A 16150-nucleotide genomic window follows, 5' to 3' on the forward strand; every position below is an offset into this window, starting at 1 on the left:
AGAGGCCCTGCCTTCATGCCCCCGCGCGGCCACAATCACCTGAACAGCACACCCGTACGGAACCCCCAGCTCCACACTCGGTTTCGAGAAGCCCTCTGAAGGAGCCATACACGGCCATGGCTGTTTCCGTGACCCTTCCCAAACGTCGGCATCACGGTCGACACCGGCCAGGGCCCGGTGACTCCGGTGGTGCGGGGCGCGGGCGATCTGACTGTCAGCGGCATCGCCCGTGCCGTCCACGACCTCACCGGCCACGACCTCGCCGGCCGACTCACGCCTGCGGACGTGGCCGGAGCAACCTTCACGGTCTCCGACACCGGAGCGCGCGGCGCCCTCTTCGACACCCTCATCGTCCCGCCGCACCAAGCGGCCATCCTGGGCGTGGGAGCCGCGGTCAGACGGCCCGCGGTCGTACAGGACGGCGACGAGGAGTTGATCGGTGTCCGCGAGCCGGTCCGCCTCTCGCTCTCCTACGACCACCGGCTGGTGGATGGCGCGGACGCCGCCCACTACCTGACCACCGTGAACAAGATCGTCGAGGCCGCGGCGTTCGAGGACACACGCTGATGCGACGGCGGTGGCCACGGATACGCCGGACACGACCGCCGACGGTCCGGCAACACACGCCGGCCGGCCCCGGCTCCACCACGGCCCGACACGACGCCGCTGCCCTGAGCCTCATCCACGAAGTGACCAGCGGCGCAGATGAGTTGTGTGGCCGAAGACCAGATATATACGCTCGCAGCCGGGGGTGTTCATGAAAGGCAAGAATCCGGGCCTCCTGCACGGGCGGCAGAGTGAGCGAGCGGTGCTGGACCGACATCTGGCCAAGGTGCGCGATGGCCACAGCGCAGTGCTCGTGCTGCGCGGTGAGGCCGGTATCGGCAAGTCCGCCCTGCTGGAGTACGTGGCCGAGACCGCCAAGGGCTGCACCGTAGTGCGCGCGGCGGGTGTCGAGGCGGAGATGGAGCTGGCCTTCGGGGGCCTGCACCAGCTGTGCGCGCCCTTCCTGGATCGCCTCGGGCACCTCCCCGATCCGCAGCGGACGGCCCTGGAGACCGCCTTCGGGCTCAGCGCGGGCACTCCCCCGGATCGGTTCCTCGTGGGGCTGGCGGTCCTCAGCCTGCTCGCCGACGTCGCTGAGGAGACGCCGCTGATCTGTCTCGTCGACGACGTGCAGTGGCTCGACCGCGTCTCGGCCCAGATCGTCGGGTTCGTCGCCCGGCGTCTGATGGCGGAGCGCGTGGGGCTGGTCTTCGCCGTCCGCGAGGCGGACGGTGAACGCGCCCTGCAAGGGCTGCCCGAGCTCACCCTCGGGGGGCTGAGCGAGCCCGACGCCCGCGCCCTGCTGACCTCGGTGCTTCCCGGCCGGTTCGACGAACCGGTCCGCAGCAGGGTTCTCGCGGAGGCGCGCGGCAATCCGCTGGCCCTGCTGGAACTGCCCCACAGCACCACCGCGGCCGAACTCGCGGGCGGCTACGCCTCACCGTCGATGGGGCCACTCATCGGCAGGCTCGAGCACAACTTCAGCCTGCGCGTCGAGGAACTGCCCCCGCAGACACGGCGGCTGCTGTTGCTCGCTGCGGCCGAGCCCGTCGGCGATGTCTCACTGCTCCGCCGCGCCGCCGACATCCTCGGCGTGTCCATGAGCGAGGCCTCCCCCGCGGTGGCAGCAAACCTGCTGGAAGTGCGCACACGGGTCCAGTTCCGGCACCCGTTGGTGCGCTCTGCCGTCTACCGCGCGGCGGGACCGGCCGAGCGCCGGGAGGCGCACCGGGCACTGGCCGAGGCCACGGACGCACGGTCCGACCCCGACCGCCGCGCCTGGCATCTGGCCCGCGCCGCGGCGGAGCCCGACGAGGCCGTGGCGGACGAACTGGTCCGCTCGGCCGACCGCGCGCAGGCGCGTGGCGGCATCGCCGCGTCGGCGGCCTTCCTGGAACGAGCGGCCGAGCTCACGCCTGATCCCTCCCGCCGCCGCACCAGAGCGCTGGCGGCGGCCCGGGCCAAGTACCTCGCGGGAGCGTTCGACGCCGCACTCGAGCTGTTGAACGTGGCCGAGATGGGCGCGCTCGACGATCTGCGACACGCCCAGGCCAGCCTGCTGCGCGGGCAGATCACCTTCGGATCCCGCAGTGCCGGTGCCACCGTGCCGCTGCTGCTCACGGCGGCCCGGGAGTTCGAGCCGCTCGACGCCGGAATCGCGCGCGAAACCTACCGGGACGCGTTCTACGCGGCCCTCACCGCGGGCCGCTTGTCCAGCGGCCCCGGCCTCGAGGAGGTCGCCCGGGCCGCACGCACCGCGCCCCCGACGGCTCACCCCGGACCCAGCGACCTCTTCCTCGACGGCCTGGCCCTGGCCACCACGGACGGCTACGCGGCGGGCGCCCCGATTCTGCGCCGCGCATTGAACACGCTGCGGTGCGGCGGCTTCACGGTGGAAGAGTCGCTGGGCTGGCTCCCGTTCGCCTGCCGCATGGCCCACGGCGTGTGGGACTTCGACAGCTGGAGCACCCTGTCGGCCGACCTCGTCCGTCTGGCACGGGAGACCGGAACGCTGTCCGTGCTGCCCTCGGCGCTCCTGCTGCGGCTGTCGAATCGCGTCTTCACCGGTGATCTGGACGACGCGGACTCGCTCGCCGCCGAAGCGGTGACGATCGGCGAGGCCACCGGCAGCCACTTCCTCGCGCACTACGGGGCGTTGGTGATCGAACCCTGGCGTGGCCGCGAGACCGAGACGCTGCGGGCGATCGGGACGATCGCCGGCGACCGGACCCTCAGCGGCGAGGGAAAGGCGCTCACGGCTCCCCAGTGGGCGCTGGCCGTGCTGTACAACGGCCTCGGGCGGTACGAGGAGGCCTGCGCCGCCGCCGCCAAGGGCTGCGAATATCCGCAGGAGCTGGGGCTCGCCCTCTCCTCCCTGGTCGAGCTGGTGGAGGCGGCGGCCCGCAGCGGGCAGCGGGACCTCGCCGTCGAGGCCGCCGGTCGCCTCGCGACCATCTGCCAGGCCAGTGGCACGGCCTGGGCGACGGGCACCTCCGCGGCGGGGCGTGCCCTGATCAGTGAGGGGAACACGGCCGACGCCCTGTACCGGGAGGCGATCGCCCGGCTGGAGAGCACCCCGGTGCGAACGGCGCTCGCACGCACCCGGCTGCTGTACGGCGAATGGCTGAGCCGCGAGAACCGCCGCGCCGAGGCCCGGGACCAGCTGGCCCGCGCCCACGAGATCCTCGACCGGGCCGGCGCGGAGGCCTTCGCCGAGCGCGCCCGCCGGGAGCTGGAGGCCGCCGGGAAGACGGTGCGCAGGCGCGACACCGCCACCGACGAGGCGCTCACGCCTCAGGAGGCCCAGATCGCCCGGCTGGCCGGCGAAGGGCTGACCAACCTCGAGATCGGCGCGCAGCTGTTCCTCAGCCCGCACACCATCGAGTGGCATTTGCGGAAGGTGTTCGCGAAGCTCGGGATCCGGTCCCGCAAACAGCTGGGCGCCGTGCTGCCGGGCGGGGCGGCGACCCCCGCCTGACCCCCGGGGGCGGCGTCGTCGGCGGAGGTGTGAGCCGCGTGCCGCGCCGCGCCTCGTCGTGAGCCCGCGCGGGCCGCACAGGCGACCTCCCCGCCTCGCGGTGCGCCCACGAACTCCTCCGACCAAGGCTCGTGGCTCGGGCCGTCCGGGGCAGGTCCTGTCGAGGTCCGGTCCCGGCCAGGGGCCCGAGGCGTGGGGGGCCGGGGGCTGGCCCTGGGGGTGTCCGGGGCCAGGGGGTGGCGGGCCCGGGGGCCTGCGGGCCAGGGGGTGGAAGGCCCTGGCCACGTGACGACCACGGTACGACCACGGGGTCCCCCACGGTCTGTCAGGGGCGCGGCAGTGCCCCTGTCGGCGCGAAGTTGGTGTCGGCGGCGAGGGAAGCCGCCGTTCCCCAGCCAACAGAGGAGCCGATCGTGGACACATCTGTGATCGCAACCCAGCACAGTCCGCAGTCGGTGATGGTGACCATCACTGCCGCGCCCGTCGAACTCGCGGACGCGGCCTTCGTGTTCGGCCGCGTCCGGCCAGGACTGCTCAAGATCGCCAACCGGATCCTCCGAGATCCCGGCGAAGCCGAGGACGTCATCCAGGAGGCGTGGCTGCGCTGGCAGGGCACGGACCGCACCGTCGTCGCCGACCCCGGTGCGCTGCTCCGCACGACGACCGTCCGGCTCGCCATCAACGTGCTGCAGTCGGCACGCAGACGCCGCGAGGCCAGTGCCACCCCTTGGTTGCCGGAGTCCACGGACACCGGGATGACACCGGAGGCCCTGGCCGAACGCCAGGACTCGGTGGAGCATGCCGTCCTGCTGCTTCTGCAGACCCTGACCCCCAACCAACGCGCGGCGTACGTGCTGCGCGAGGCGTTCGGCTATTCCTACGACCAGATCGGCGACCTGCTCCGCCTGTCCGTGGCGAACGCACGGCAGCAGGTCTCCCGCGCGCAGGACAGACTGAACAACCGGCGGCACCAGCAGCACGTGGACGCGGCCTCCCATCAACGGCTCGTTCAGGCGATCTTCGCCGCCGCCCGCACAGGAGACCTCGACCGCCTGGAGCGCGTGCTGACCGGCCAGGACGCGCCGTACTCCGGCGAGGGGACGGCCGCACGCGACGGCGCGCCCTCCTACCGGGCCGCCGCATGACCGGCACGTCGCACGGGGACGTGATGCGCGAGGTGCGCACCAGCCCTGCCGACGGCACGCAGTCCTGCGCGACCGACCGGCGGGACGCCCTCGACCGCCTCCACCGCCGGGTCCAGGGGACGGTGGAGCGGCGGCTGCGCGAGGAGACCGGGTTCGGGTTGAGCGAAGTTCAGGCCCTGCGTTACGTGGCAAGGAGCTCCGCCGCGGACGCCGGCGCCGAACCCATGCGGCTCGGGGATGTGGCCAACGGGCTCGGCCTGAGCCAGTCCGCCACGAGCAGGCTGACGGCACGCCTGCGCCGACAGGGCCTGATCATCTCGAGCGCCGTCGACCACGACCGGCGCGGCGTGCAGGTGCTGCCGACCCCGGCGGGGCACGCCGCGCTGCGCCGTACCGCGTCCCGCTACGAACAGGTCGTCCGGGACGCGGTCCGCGATCTCGGCTCCCAGGAGGCGGATCCCCTCCTGTGGCATTTCCTCATCGGCGAGAGCGACGCCCGCACGGTCGTCCGTTGAGGAGGTCGCGCACGGCCGCCGTGAACTTCTCGGGACGCTCGATGTGCCCGAGATAGCCGGTCTCCTGCAGGATCACCAGCCGGGCGTCGGCAAGGAGCCGGTGCATCATGTGCGCCCAGCGCGTCCCGCAGATGAAGGCGTCCCCGCCGACCAGGACCAGGGCCGGGGCGGTGAGCCGGGGCAGTTCCTCGCGGACGTCGAACGGGGGCTCCACCCCCCCCCAGGCCGGTGCCGCGAACATCCGCAGGGACGCCCGCCCCACGGCGAACTCCTCCTCGCGGCCCCAGTAGTCGTGGAAGTAGGCGGGCGAGATGGTGCGCAGCACCTTCGTCGCGCCCTCGTCGTCGGACCGTTCGAGTCGCGTGGTGAGCCCGGCGACGTAGGTGGCCACTTCCGGCCGCTCGTCGGCGTGCCGCTGGACGAAGCTCTGCATGTCGGCCACGGCTGCCGCCCGGAACTCCTCTCCCGTCATCGGTGAGGTGTCGTACAGGACGAGGGACGCCAGGCGCTCGGGGTGGTCGAGGGCGTAGCGCTGCGCGACGAAGCCCCCGTGGGAGTGGCCCAGTAGGGCCGCCTCGGCGAGGCCCAGGTGCTCGATCACCGCGTGCAGGAAGTGGGTGTAGGTGGCGAGGGTGTAGTCGCGTGGGTCGGCCAGCCGGCCGGACGCGCCCGTGCCGACCGGCTCGAGGTAGACGACGGTCATGCTGCGCTCCAGCTCGGGCACGCGCAGGGACTCCCAGCCGATGCCCAACCCTCCGGAGTGGGCGACGCACACCGGGCCGGTTCCGGCGACGCGGTAGCGCTGGTCGACGGCAGCCGTGCCGTGCTGGACGACGAGGGTGTGGGTGCCCGGGGAGAGGGGGTCCCGGGGATCGACGGCTGGGCTGGAAAGGGGCCTCGGGCCCTGCGTGGCGTTCACAACTCCCAGATGGTGCGGCGGCCCGGAGCCCCGCTCAGGACATTGTGTCTGTTGTCACACTGTATTTCACAGCGTTGCTCTCCGCCATGGAATGTCACAGGAACTCCCTTCGGACGGTCAGATGCATGAGAGGCATCCGCGACGAGTATGGAGGCGCTGCCATGAGTTGGCGCGAGAGAGCGGCCTGCCGGGACGTCGACCCCGACCTGTTCTTCCCCATCGGCACCGCGGGTCTGACGCTGGTCCAGATCGACGAGGCGAAGGCCGTGTGCGCCCGGTGCCCCGTGCGGGAGCGATGCCTGCAGTGGGCGCTGGACGTCGGGCAGGTCGAGGGCATCTGGGGCGGCACGACGGAGAGCGAGCGCCGCGCGACGCGACGGCGCTCGGCACGTAAGGACGTCGAGCGGATCAGCGCGAAGGCGTCCTGACCCGGACAACCCCCGGCATGATCCCGTCTTACGGTCATGTCACACCTTCACCACTTTCTCGGTCCCTTCTGATGAGGGCATCGAAACCCGGTGCGGCAGCTCGTCGCCATGCACCGTTTCGTTGCACAGACCCGGCCGCAAGGCGCTCCCGGTGATGTGTAGATGGTGGTAATGACATGAGCGACGCAATCGAACCGGTCACTACGGCGGGCAGCCGCAGCGGTGGCAAATTCGCCGACTGGGCGAGAACACGGATGGGCATCGGGTCTACCACCACGACCGGCACTCGCAGGGCCCGTCCGGAGCACTGGTCGTTCCTGCTGGGCGAGATCTGTCTCTACAGCTTCGTCGTCCTGCTCGTCACCGGCGTGTATCTGACGTTCTACTTCCACCCGTCCTCGAACGAGGTCGTCTACGACGGCAGTTACGCTCCGCTGCGCGGCCAGTTCGTGTCCGAGGCGTTCGACTCGACGATGCAGATCTCCTTCGACGTACGCGGCGGCCTGCTCATCCGTCAGGCCCACCACTGGGCGGCACTGGTCTTCGTCGCCTCCCTGCTGGCCCACCTGATGCGCGTGTTCTTCACCGGCGCCTTCCGCAAGCCTCGCGAGCTGAACTGGGTGGCCGGTTTCGCCCTGCTCGTCCTCGGCATGTTGGGTGGTCTGACCGGCTACGACCTCCCCGGCGACCTCCTGTCGGGAACCGGGCTCGCCGTGGTGAACGGGACACTTCTGTCAGTACCGATCGTCGGCACCTACCTGTCGATGTTCCTGTTCGGCGGCGAGTTCCCCGGCCACGACCTGGTGCCCCGCTTCCACGTGATCCACGTCCTGGTCGTTCCGGCGCTGATGCTGGCGCTCGTCGCCTTCCACGCCTTCCTCGGGCACCGGCACCGACACACTCAGTACCCGGGACCCGGCCGTACGGAGCGAAACGTGGTCGGCCCGCCGGTGCAGGTGCACGTGGTCAAGGCGGGTGGCTATTTCTGCCTGGTCGCCGGGGTCGTCTTCACCATCGCCGCGATCGCCCAGATCAACCCCGTCTGGGAGTTCGGCCCCTATCGCGCCGATCAGGTCTCCGCAGGATCCCAGCCCGACTGGTACATGGGCATCGCCGACGGGCTGCTGCGTGTCATGCCCGGGTGGGAGGTGAACTTCTGGGGCCACACCCTGGCCCTGGACAATCTGATCCCTCTCATCGCCGGCTTCGGCTTCTTCCTCGTCATGGGCGCCTACCCGTTCATCGAGGCCTGGGTCACCGACGACGACCGCGAACACCACCTGCTGGAACGGCCACGCAACCGGCCGGTGCGCACGGCGTTCGGCGTGGCATGGCTCGGCGTCTACCTGGTGGCACTGCTCGGAGCCGCGAACGACATCATCGCCGTGACCTTCCACATGTCGGTCAACACGGTCACCTGGACGGTCCGCATCGCCCTGTTCGTCGTACCGGTCGTCCTTTTCCGCGTGACCAAGCGCATCGCCCTGGGTCTGCAACGCCGCGATCGCGACAAGGTCCTGCACGGCCGCGAGGCAGGCGTCATCAAGCGCCTGCCGCACGGCGAGTACGTAGAGGTGCACCAGCCCCTCGACCCCTACCAGCTCCATGCCCTCACGGCGCACGAGCAGTACCGGCCCCTCGACCCGGGACAACGCGACGGAGACGGTTACGCGAGCGGCAGGGTGCGGCGGTTGCGCGCGCGGCTCAGCCGCGGCTTCTACGGCGAGGGGACACAGATCCTCAAGCCCACCGTCCAGGAGTACAGGGAAATCACCGGCAGACATCACTCCACCAGCAAAAAGGACTAAAAGAAAAAAGTGTCACACCTGCGACACGCACACGGTCCTTGAAGGTGACAGCACACCGTTTCCCGAAAGGGCCTCCCATGAACCGCAGTTCCACCTACCAGCGGGTCCGCACCCCGCTCTCCCTCCTGGCCACCGCCTCCGTCGCCACCGCCCTCATCGCCACGGCGGCCGCCCCCGCCCACGCCGACAGGACCACGTCCGCACGGGACAGCGAGAAGAAGCCCACGGTGGTGCTCGTGCACGGCGCGTTCGCCGATTCCACCAGCTGGAACGGCGTCATCAGGAGGCTGAGGCACGAGGGCTACCCCGTCGTCGCCGCGGCCAACCCTCTGCGCGGGCTGAACAACGACGCCTCCTACCTCGAAGAGGTCCTGGCCGGCATCGACGGCCCGGTGGTCCTGGCCGGACACTCCTACGGCGGATCGGTGATCAGCGACGCCGCCCACGACGCCGACAACGTCAAGGCCCTGGTGTTCATCGCCGCCTTCATCCCCGAAAAGGGAGAGAGCGCCGCCGAGTTGTCGGGCAAGTTCCCCGGCAGCACCCTCGGCGACGCTCTGCGCTCCGTGCCGGTCACTCTCCCGGACGGCTCCCGCGATGCGGACCTGACGATCGAACCGAGCGATTTCCACCAGCAGTTCGCCGCTGACGTCCCCCGCAACACCACGGACCTCATGTCCGTCACGCAGCGCCCGATCACCAATGCCGCCCTGGCGGACGACGCCTCCGAGCCCGGCTGGAAGAACATCCCGTCCTGGGCCGTGGTCGCCACCCAGGACCGCAACATCCCGGCGCAGGCCCAGATCTTCATGGCACAGCGCGCACACGCCCACATCACGCGCGTACGGGCATCGCACGCCGTGAGTGTCTCCCACCCCGCCGACGTCGCCGGGGTGATAGAGGCAGCCGCTCGGACCGTGCGCTGACTCCCGCACACATGGTGGCCCCCTGGACCGTCGGTCCAGGGGGCCACCATGTGTGCGGGAGTCAGCCGCGATCTTCCGGAGCGACGTAGTCGAAGGTCGGGCCCGCCGTCAGGCCCTCGCCGTCAGGCATCGACATCAGGGTCTGCGCCTGCCCCTTGAGCGCATACATCGCGCCCACCGACACCCCGAGCATCGCGGGATTGCCGTTGAACGCCTGCTCCAGAAGCTGCAGCAGCTTGCCGTACGCGATGTTGAACGCCTCCTGCGCCGTGCGGATCGCACTGCCCTGCGGATGGTCCTCCAGCCGCGGGTCGGGCCGCATCGGGCGCACCCCGGCGCGGTCGACGGCGAGCGTCTCGCCGGTGGGCCCTGTCTCCGGTGTGTCCCCCGGCTGATAGCGCCGGCCCTGTGCGAGCTCCTGGAAGCGGTAGTAGTGCGAGACCGCCTTGGTCTGCGGGTGGAACATGTCGATGTCCCCGTCCCACACGTCGACGCGTGCCGCGCCCTCGCCCTGCTCCACGATCTCCTCCACGGCGGAGAGCGCCGAGGCGAGATCGGTGACCGGGCTCAGCCGCCCGCCGGTGTGCCCGAAGGGTCCTGCGGCCACCTGGCGGGCGGGATCACCGGTGAAGACCTGTTCCTCGCCGAGCTCGGCGCACAGGTGTCGCAGGCCCTTCTCGATCGCGTCGTAGAACTGGCCGATCGTCATGTAGGCGTCGCCCTCGGCCGGGTCGCCCGGGTGGGCGGGTCGTTCGAGGCGGAGGAACATGGTGACCGCCTCCTGACCGAACGGCAGCAGGGAAAGCTGCATGGAGGGGTCGGCGTGCGGCATGGGCCGCGGATGCGGCGACAGTATCTGCGGGGTGTCGACGCGAGGTTGCCCGCCGACCGCGTTCAGGAGGTTCGCCACCAGCGCGAGGTGGATCATCTCCTCGACGAACACGCTGCTGACCACTTCGACGGCGTGAGCGTTCCGCTCGGGGTCGAGCGAGTAGAGGGCTGTGAGGTAGGGCGGCAGCGTGGCGTGTTCCAGCTCGATGGCCCACTGCAGGTGCTCTCGCAGGTCCTCCATCGTCGTGATCGAGCGGAACCGGTCCTGGCCGGTGCGGTTTTGATCATTCATGGGGGGTCTCACCTGGGTTTCGTGCGTACGGTTCGGCCGCGGTTGCGGACCGGTCTGTGGTCACCGGCGTCGCTGCCGGCGGGGACCGCGCGGACGGTCGGTGTTGTGGCGCGGGGCTGGTCAGGCGGCATACGAGCGGGAGAGGCGGACGGCGGAGATGTCGAAGTTGATCCTGACCTTGTCGCTGATGAGGACGCCGCCGGTTTCGTCGGGCGTGTTCCCGCCGAGTCCCCAGTCGGAGCGGCGCACCAGGGCGGTGCCGGAGAAGCCGACACGGTGGTCTCCGCTCTCGTCCTGCGTGGCCCCGTCGAAGGCGAGGTGGATGTGGAGGGGGAGTTCGACGTCCTTGATCCTGAGGTGGCCCATCAGACGGAACCGGCCGTCTCCGCGGTCGGCGAGGCTGGAGGAGCGGAAGAGCATCAGCGGATAGGTGGCGGCGTCGAGGAAGTCCGGACCCGCGAGATGGGTGTCCCGGTCAGGGCTGCTGGTGTCGATACTGCCTGTCTGGACGCTCAAATAGGCTTCGGAGCGGCTGAGTTGGTATCCGTCCAGCTTGACCAGTCCCTCGAACGCGCCGAAGCGCCCGCGCACGTTCGCGATCACGGCGTGCCGGACGGAGAAGCCGATGGTGCTGTGTGCCGGGTCGATGGTGTAGACGCCTGTCAGCGCTGTGTACGGGACGACGGTCGCCATATGTGGGTCCTTGCGGTCGCTGGTCACGACGATCAGTCGTTGCGAGCCGTCGCCGTGTGCCTGCCGGTGGTGGAGCGGACCGCGGCCGAGGAGGGCCGGGCAAGGTCCGCAGAAGAACAGACAAGTGAGGGCGCGCGAGTGTGACACTGGGAGCGCCGCCGGGACGGCGTTCTGCGTGTCACAGCGTGTCGAGGGGTCAACGGGTCGCCGTTACGCGCGTCGCACGGTCAGCACCGCGGGATCGCCCGCGTCGGGCACGGGGGTGAATCCGTGCTGGGCCGGCTCAGCGGCGATGTCGTCCCGGGAAGCCGGCCACATCGAGAAGGTCTCGGTGTGCTAGAACCATGCGCCCGCGGTAATCGTGCCGCCCTGGTGCCGCCCTGGTATCCGGGCGAGCAGGGAGTGGACGGTACGCGCCCGCGGGAGGCGTGCCGCCGGGGAGAGTCGCCGCCGGAAGACAACGCCTCGACAAGCGCTTCGGCGCCGGCGAGTGGAGCCGTCAGCCCGAGGAAGGATGAAGACACGTCAGGGTGTGGTGGCAGACGGCGACATCCGCGATACCGCGCAGACCGGACACGGGGAGGGTGCAGGTGATCCGTTCGGGCGCGTCGGCGGGAGGGACGCGAGCCGGGTCATCAGGCTGGCGCACACGGGCCGCGCGGGTTCGATGGCGTGCAGGCTGACGTCGCGCCCGGCGAGGCTCCCATCGGGGTCACGGCCGGTGCCCATGCCGATGTCCAGCACACGGACTCGCGCGGTGCTCACCGCTTCTCCGTTCAGTTGCCGCAATTTCGCGGCATCGGCTTCGCTTTGCAGCACGTTGTTGAACTCGGCACTGACGCGTAGGCCTCTCCGGAGGGCGCGTTCGTCGGACGCGCGGGCGAGCGGGCCGAGCGCGAGTACATCCCCCACGTGACAGGTCCGGCGCCCCACCTGTGACCGGAGGTGGGTCACGGACCAGTAGCACACGCCCGTGGCGCGGGCTCTCCGCCGTCCCGTTCCCTCCCCCGAACTGAGCGGCATGCACACGTGACACTATGTGCCACTATGTTAGGTGCATTCGGCGCAGCAGATGATGCTCGTCGTCCCGGCCCGCCGCGGCCGCACAGCATCCCCGGATCCCGGCCGCGGCCCCTATCACGAGGAATGTACCGACATGCCCGCCATCCTCATCCACGGCGTTCCCGACACCCACCGGCGTACGCCGACACCTGACCCGCTCCGACGTCGAGGCCTGGGACCTGCCCGGATTCGGCATCCCCCGCCCCACGGGCTTCGGCTCCAGCAAGGAGGAGTACGTCGACTGGCTCGTCGAACGCCTCGAGCGCGTCGGCGAGCCCGTGGACCTGGTCGGTCATGACTGGGGCTGCATCCTCACCGCCCGCGTCGCCTCTCTCCGCCCCGACCTGGTGCGCACCTGGGCCGGTGGCAACGGACCCATCAGTTCCCGCTACGTCTGGCACCCGCTGGCCGAGACCTGGCAGGACCCCGTCGCCGGCGAGCGGTTCATGGCCGAACTGGACCCCGAGTCCTTCGCGAAGGACCTGGTGAACGGCTTCGACGCGCCAGCCGAACCGGTGGAGGAGATGGTCCGGCACGTCGACGGCACGATGAAAGACAGCATCCTGCGGCTGTACCGGTCCGCCGTGACCATGGGGACGGAGTGGGAACCGGCCCTGTCGAACGTCACCGCACCCGCGCTGGTGTTCTGGGGCGAGCGCGACCCGGCCTGCCAGATCGAGTTCGGCGACGAACTCGGCGCCGCCCTGCGCGCCACCCGCGTCCTCCATGTTGACTGCAACCACTGGACGGTGCTGGAGCGGCCCGCGGAGGTGGCCGCCGCCCTCGAGGCGCACTGGGCGCAGGACACAGGACGCTAGCGCGCCGGCGGCGACGAGGGCTCGGATCGGCGGACGCCCCGGCCACGGTCGTGGAACACGGACGCCGTCCGCGCCCTCGTCGCGCTGCTCCGCTCCGCCCTCGCAGGCCCGCACGCTGCATGCGCGGCGCGGGCCGGTGTCGCAACCTGCGGGTTCTCGCGGTCTCTCCGCACGAGGGCACACCAGTGTCCGGTGCACGCGAGGGGAGACGGGAACTCCATGTCGTGAGAAATCGGGTTCGCTATCGTCAGGGCGGCCTCGCCGCGGGCAAGGCCGCCGAGGAACTCCGGCAACAGAGCTACGACGGCCTGCTCGTCCTCATCGGGGACGAGCGGGGCGCCCCTACGTCCGGCCCCCGCTGTCCAAGGGGTACCTGCTCGGCAAGGAGGACCGCGAGTCCGTCTTCGTGCATCCCGAGAACTTGTACCGCGAGCACGACGTCGACCGGATGACGGGAGCGCGCGTGACGGCCGTCGACGCACAAGCCCGCCTGGTCGAACTCACCGGCGGACGCCAGATGTCGTACACCGAGCTGCTTCTGGCGACCGGACGTCCCCCGCCGGCTGACGGTACCCTGGGCAGACACTGGCCAACGTGCTGTACCTGCGCCGCGTGGGAGACAGCGAGCGGCTCAAGGCCGCCTTCGTCCCGGTGCCCGGATCTTCGTCGTCGGCGGCTGGGTCGGTACGCCCTCGGGATGGCGTACACGGAGTACACCGAGCCCGGCGGCTACGACCGCGTCGTCTTCCGCGGAGCCCGGCCGAGCGGCGGTCCGGTGCCTCCGTGGCGGACGCGGCCCTGTCCGATCTCGAGACGCCCCTGGACAGCCTTCTGCCCTGACGACCGCCGCGAAGGCGACCGCGGCCCGCCGGCGCACGGGGGGCGCCGCCACGTACGCGACCGGGAAACCGTGTCACATGATATGTCCCTGTCCGCTCAGCAGTGCATCGGTACGACCCGCCGGCCGAAAGCGGACTGCCCCTTTCTCGGGAGCCGCGGCGGACATCGGCCGGAATCAGGGGGGGCACCGCCTTGTCGGGTGCTGTGCGAAGGATGATGCATGGACCGGGTACAGGACGACGAGACGGTGCCGATCGCGGAGCTGCTCGACGAGCGACGCCGACTGCTCAACGTGGCGACTGGATGCTGGGCCGGAGCCAGGAGGACCGACCACGACGTGGCGGAGGCCTACCGGCGCTGGTACGACCTGTCCGACGACCACAGGATCCGTATCGCCGAACCCCGGTCGTGGCTGGTGACGACCGTCGGCGGCATCTGTCTGGAGCGCTTGGCGCTGACCAGGCGGTCGCATACGGGCCCGGACGACGCGGCGCCCCCTCACGACCTGGGAAGAAGTGAGCCAGGCTCTCCTCGAGGCGCTGGACACACTGTCACCGGCCGAGCGGGCCGCATTCGTCCCCGACGACGTGTTCGGGATGGCCCCGGGGACGGTCGCCGCCGTCGTCGGACAGACGGAACAGGAATACGACGAACTCGCCGCCCGGGCCCGGCACAGCCCTTCGACCAGGCGGGCCCACCCCACGACACCACGGCAACACGACCGTGTGGTGCGAGCGGTCCGACAGGTCTGCGTGACGGAGAACCCAGCCCGCCTGACGTCCCTCCTGGCACCGGACGCCACTGTGTTCTTCGACGGAGGCGGCAAGGTCAGAACCCTGACCCGGCCCGTCCACGGCGCACAGCGCGTCACCCGCAGCATGCTGACCCTGCTGGCTGGCCGCCCCCGCACCACACTGCACTGCCAGTCCGTCAACGGCCGCACCGGAATAGTGGTGCGCTACGGCGACGAGGTCGCTGCGGTCATCAGCCTGGACGTCGCGGGCGACCGTGTCGTGCAGATCTGGGCGGTCCTCAACCCTGACAAGCTCCGCCACTGGAACCGGGCGGCCACGCAGGAGAAATGAGGACGAGGCGTGGGCCAGGACTTCGATCCACGAGCCATCGGCATCCTTCAAGAAGCTCTTGCCGACGTCGTCACCTGCATCCACAGCCGACCACGGCCGATCCCGCCCTGTCCGACCCGGAGTCCCGATCACCCACGGCCCTGACCGGTCTGTACGGTGTCCGCACTGCTGAGGTGCCGCTCTCGAAAGGGTGAAGGGACAGTGGTGGTCACTTGGCTCGACGGGACCTCGCATCACCACCTTGCATCTTCCGGGTCCTAACCTCGTACGCTGTGACATACGATGCACCCACACACATCTCCCCGGGTCCGAGCCGAGCGGCACCGCAGCTGATTTCAGCGAGGCGCGGTACGGAGGGTTGAGGAGGAGAGGAAGACATGGTCTCGGCACCTCGCGCAGCGCATGAGATTGAGGTCACTGCGGAGAGCCTCCAGGAGGACCTCGCCCGCCTGGAGATCCAGAAGCAGGCACTGGAGAGGGAACTGGCCGCCGTGGCCGCCCACCTCGACTCCGTCCAGCGGGCCCTGAGCGCCCTGACGGTCCTCATGGCCGAGCCATCCGGCCGCCGAGCAGCCGAGGAGCCCGAACAGACGAAGACCGACACTCCGGTCGTCGCCCCCGCCGCCCGCGCGGTGCGAAAGCAGTCCACGCCGCGACAGGCGGAGCCCGCGCACAAGGAGAAGCGGGCGGCCTCCTCACGCGCGGAGGCCGACGAACCGCGCAGCTACGGCGCGCTCACCGAACAGATCCTGGAATACTTCGCGGGCGTCGGTGACGCGGAGGTCCGCGCGCGCGACGTGGCCGCAGCGCTGGGCCGCGACACCGACGCCGGGAGCATCAATGCGGTGCGCAGCACTCTCGACCGTCTGGTCGGCACCTCCCGCGTACGGCGGGCCGGCCGCGGTCTCTACCGCGCCCAGGAGTCCTGACCGGAGCTCTCTCGGCTCCGTGCGCTGAGAGTCACAGAGATGCCTCGGGCACCTGCCCGCGGGGGTTCGAACAGACACCCGAGGCACGCACCCGCTGACGGACGGTACGTGGGTGGGCGAGCGTTCCCATGCCGGCAACTACGTGTCACACGGTATTGGATGCTGTGAAGCAGTGTATAGCAATCCACATCGTCATTGAATCTGACGCCCCACTCCCGGGCACACTTCTCCCCCAGGTGCCTAGTAGGGCTTGGTCAGGTCCGTATCGGTGTGGGTATGTCCCGGTGGCAGGTGGGACAGGCGCCGGCCCGGGCGGCGAGAAGGGTCTGGAGTTCT

At 70.4% G+C, this 16150-nt stretch carries 13 protein-coding genes and 1 pseudogene; 10 read left to right on the forward strand and 4 right to left on the reverse strand.

Features of this window, described 5'->3' with window-relative positions; genetic code table 11:
- The first annotated feature begins 150 nt into the window (after positions 1–150).
- The 4 genes from IE239_RS40425 (at position 151) to IE239_RS40440 (ending at position 5183) form a co-directional block, all read left to right on the forward strand.
- Positions 151–567, forward strand: coding sequence for a 2-oxo acid dehydrogenase subunit E2 (locus IE239_RS40425; protein WP_268254566.1), 417 nt, complete (start codon positions 151–153; stop codon positions 565–567).
- Between the two features lie 190 nt (positions 568–757).
- A complete protein-coding gene (locus IE239_RS40430) occupies positions 758–3523 on the forward strand; it encodes an ATP-binding protein (RefSeq protein ID WP_190154443.1) in 2766 nt (921 codons plus the stop codon).
- Positions 3524–3936: 413 nt separating this feature from the next.
- Entirely contained in the window at positions 3937–4668 is a 732-nt protein-coding gene (locus IE239_RS40435; RefSeq protein ID WP_190154444.1) for a sigma-70 family RNA polymerase sigma factor, read from the forward strand.
- Positions 4665–5183, forward strand: a complete 519-nt coding sequence (locus IE239_RS40440) for a MarR family winged helix-turn-helix transcriptional regulator (protein ID WP_190154445.1) — start codon at positions 4665–4667, stop codon at positions 5181–5183. Before IE239_RS40435 ends, IE239_RS40440 begins: the two co-directional genes overlap by 4 nt.
- Here IE239_RS40440 and IE239_RS40445 read toward each other — a convergent pair.
- A complete protein-coding gene (locus tag IE239_RS40445) occupies positions 5146–6102 on the reverse strand; it encodes an alpha/beta fold hydrolase (protein ID WP_190154446.1) in 957 nt (318 codons plus the stop codon). The genes IE239_RS40440 and IE239_RS40445 overlap by 38 nt on opposite strands.
- Before the next feature lie 161 nt (positions 6103–6263).
- Here IE239_RS40445 and IE239_RS40450 point away from each other — a divergent pair, with 161 nt between their 5' ends.
- The 3 genes from IE239_RS40450 to IE239_RS40460 all read left to right on the forward strand — a co-directional run bounded on the left by IE239_RS40450 (position 6264) and on the right by IE239_RS40460 (position 9264).
- Positions 6264–6530 (forward strand): WhiB family transcriptional regulator, encoded by a 267-nt coding sequence (locus IE239_RS40450; protein ID WP_190154447.1) that lies wholly within the window; start codon positions 6264–6266, stop codon positions 6528–6530.
- A gap of 176 nt (positions 6531–6706) precedes the next feature.
- A complete protein-coding gene (qcrB, locus tag IE239_RS40455) occupies positions 6707–8338 on the forward strand; it encodes a cytochrome bc1 complex cytochrome b subunit (protein WP_190154448.1) in 1632 nt (543 codons plus the stop codon).
- Positions 8339–8415: 77 nt separating this feature from the next.
- The gene (locus IE239_RS40460) at positions 8416–9264 is read left to right on the forward strand and encodes an alpha/beta fold hydrolase (RefSeq protein WP_190154449.1); all 849 of its coding nucleotides are present in this window, start codon (positions 8416–8418) and stop codon (positions 9262–9264) included.
- A gap of 61 nt (positions 9265–9325) precedes the next feature.
- On the opposite strand, the gene IE239_RS40465 is transcribed toward IE239_RS40460, so the two are convergent.
- The 3 genes from IE239_RS40465 to IE239_RS42825 all read right to left on the reverse strand — a co-directional run bounded on the left by IE239_RS40465 (position 9326) and on the right by IE239_RS42825 (position 11992).
- Positions 9326–10387, reverse strand: coding sequence for a ferritin-like domain-containing protein (locus tag IE239_RS40465; protein ID WP_190154450.1), 1062 nt, complete (start codon positions 10385–10387; stop codon positions 9326–9328).
- Between the two features lie 120 nt (positions 10388–10507).
- Entirely contained in the window at positions 10508–11080 is a 573-nt protein-coding gene (locus IE239_RS40470) for a YceI family protein (RefSeq protein WP_190154451.1), read from the reverse strand.
- Between the two features lie 525 nt (positions 11081–11605).
- Entirely contained in the window at positions 11606–11992 is a 387-nt protein-coding gene (locus tag IE239_RS42825; RefSeq protein ID WP_229878770.1) for a hypothetical protein, read from the reverse strand.
- A 244-nt stretch (positions 11993–12236) separates the two neighbouring features.
- On the opposite strand from IE239_RS42825, the pseudogene IE239_RS40480 reads away from it, so the two are divergent.
- The 3 genes and pseudogenes from IE239_RS40480 (at position 12237) to IE239_RS40490 (ending at position 15814) form a co-directional block, all read left to right on the forward strand.
- Positions 12237–12960 (forward strand): annotated as a pseudogene (locus IE239_RS40480) (alpha/beta fold hydrolase).
- A gap of 1355 nt (positions 12961–14315) precedes the next feature.
- Complete coding sequence (locus IE239_RS40485) at positions 14316–14885, forward strand: sigma-70 family RNA polymerase sigma factor family protein (protein ID WP_229878771.1); 570 nt, start codon at positions 14316–14318, stop codon at positions 14883–14885.
- Between the two features lie 377 nt (positions 14886–15262).
- The gene (locus IE239_RS40490; RefSeq protein ID WP_190154452.1) at positions 15263–15814 is read left to right on the forward strand and encodes a hypothetical protein; all 552 of its coding nucleotides are present in this window, start codon (positions 15263–15265) and stop codon (positions 15812–15814) included.
- The last annotated feature ends 336 nt before the right edge of the window (positions 15815–16150 follow it).

Source organism: Streptomyces humidus (genome assembly GCF_014649655.1).
In the GTDB taxonomy this organism is placed as follows: Bacteria; Actinomycetota; Actinomycetes; order Streptomycetales; family Streptomycetaceae; genus Streptomyces; species Streptomyces humidus.

Coding starts and splice junctions, on each gene's coding strand:
- IE239_RS40440 (WP_190154445.1), top strand. CDS start 4,665: ATGACCGGCACGTCGCACGGGGACGTGATGCGCGAGGTGCGCACCAGC.
- IE239_RS40465 (WP_190154450.1), bottom strand. CDS start 10,387: ATGAATGATCAAAACCGCACCGGCCAGGACCGGTTCCGCTCGATCACG.
- IE239_RS40490 (WP_190154452.1), top strand. CDS start 15,263: ATGGTCTCGGCACCTCGCGCAGCGCATGAGATTGAGGTCACTGCGGAG.
- IE239_RS40430 (WP_190154443.1), top strand. CDS start 758: ATGAAAGGCAAGAATCCGGGCCTCCTGCACGGGCGGCAGAGTGAGCGA.
- IE239_RS40460 (WP_190154449.1), top strand. CDS start 8,416: ATGAACCGCAGTTCCACCTACCAGCGGGTCCGCACCCCGCTCTCCCTC.
- IE239_RS40450 (WP_190154447.1), top strand. CDS start 6,264: ATGAGTTGGCGCGAGAGAGCGGCCTGCCGGGACGTCGACCCCGACCTG.
- IE239_RS40470 (WP_190154451.1), bottom strand. CDS start 11,080: ATGGCGACCGTCGTCCCGTACACAGCGCTGACAGGCGTCTACACCATC.
- qcrB (WP_190154448.1), top strand. CDS start 6,707: ATGAGCGACGCAATCGAACCGGTCACTACGGCGGGCAGCCGCAGCGGT.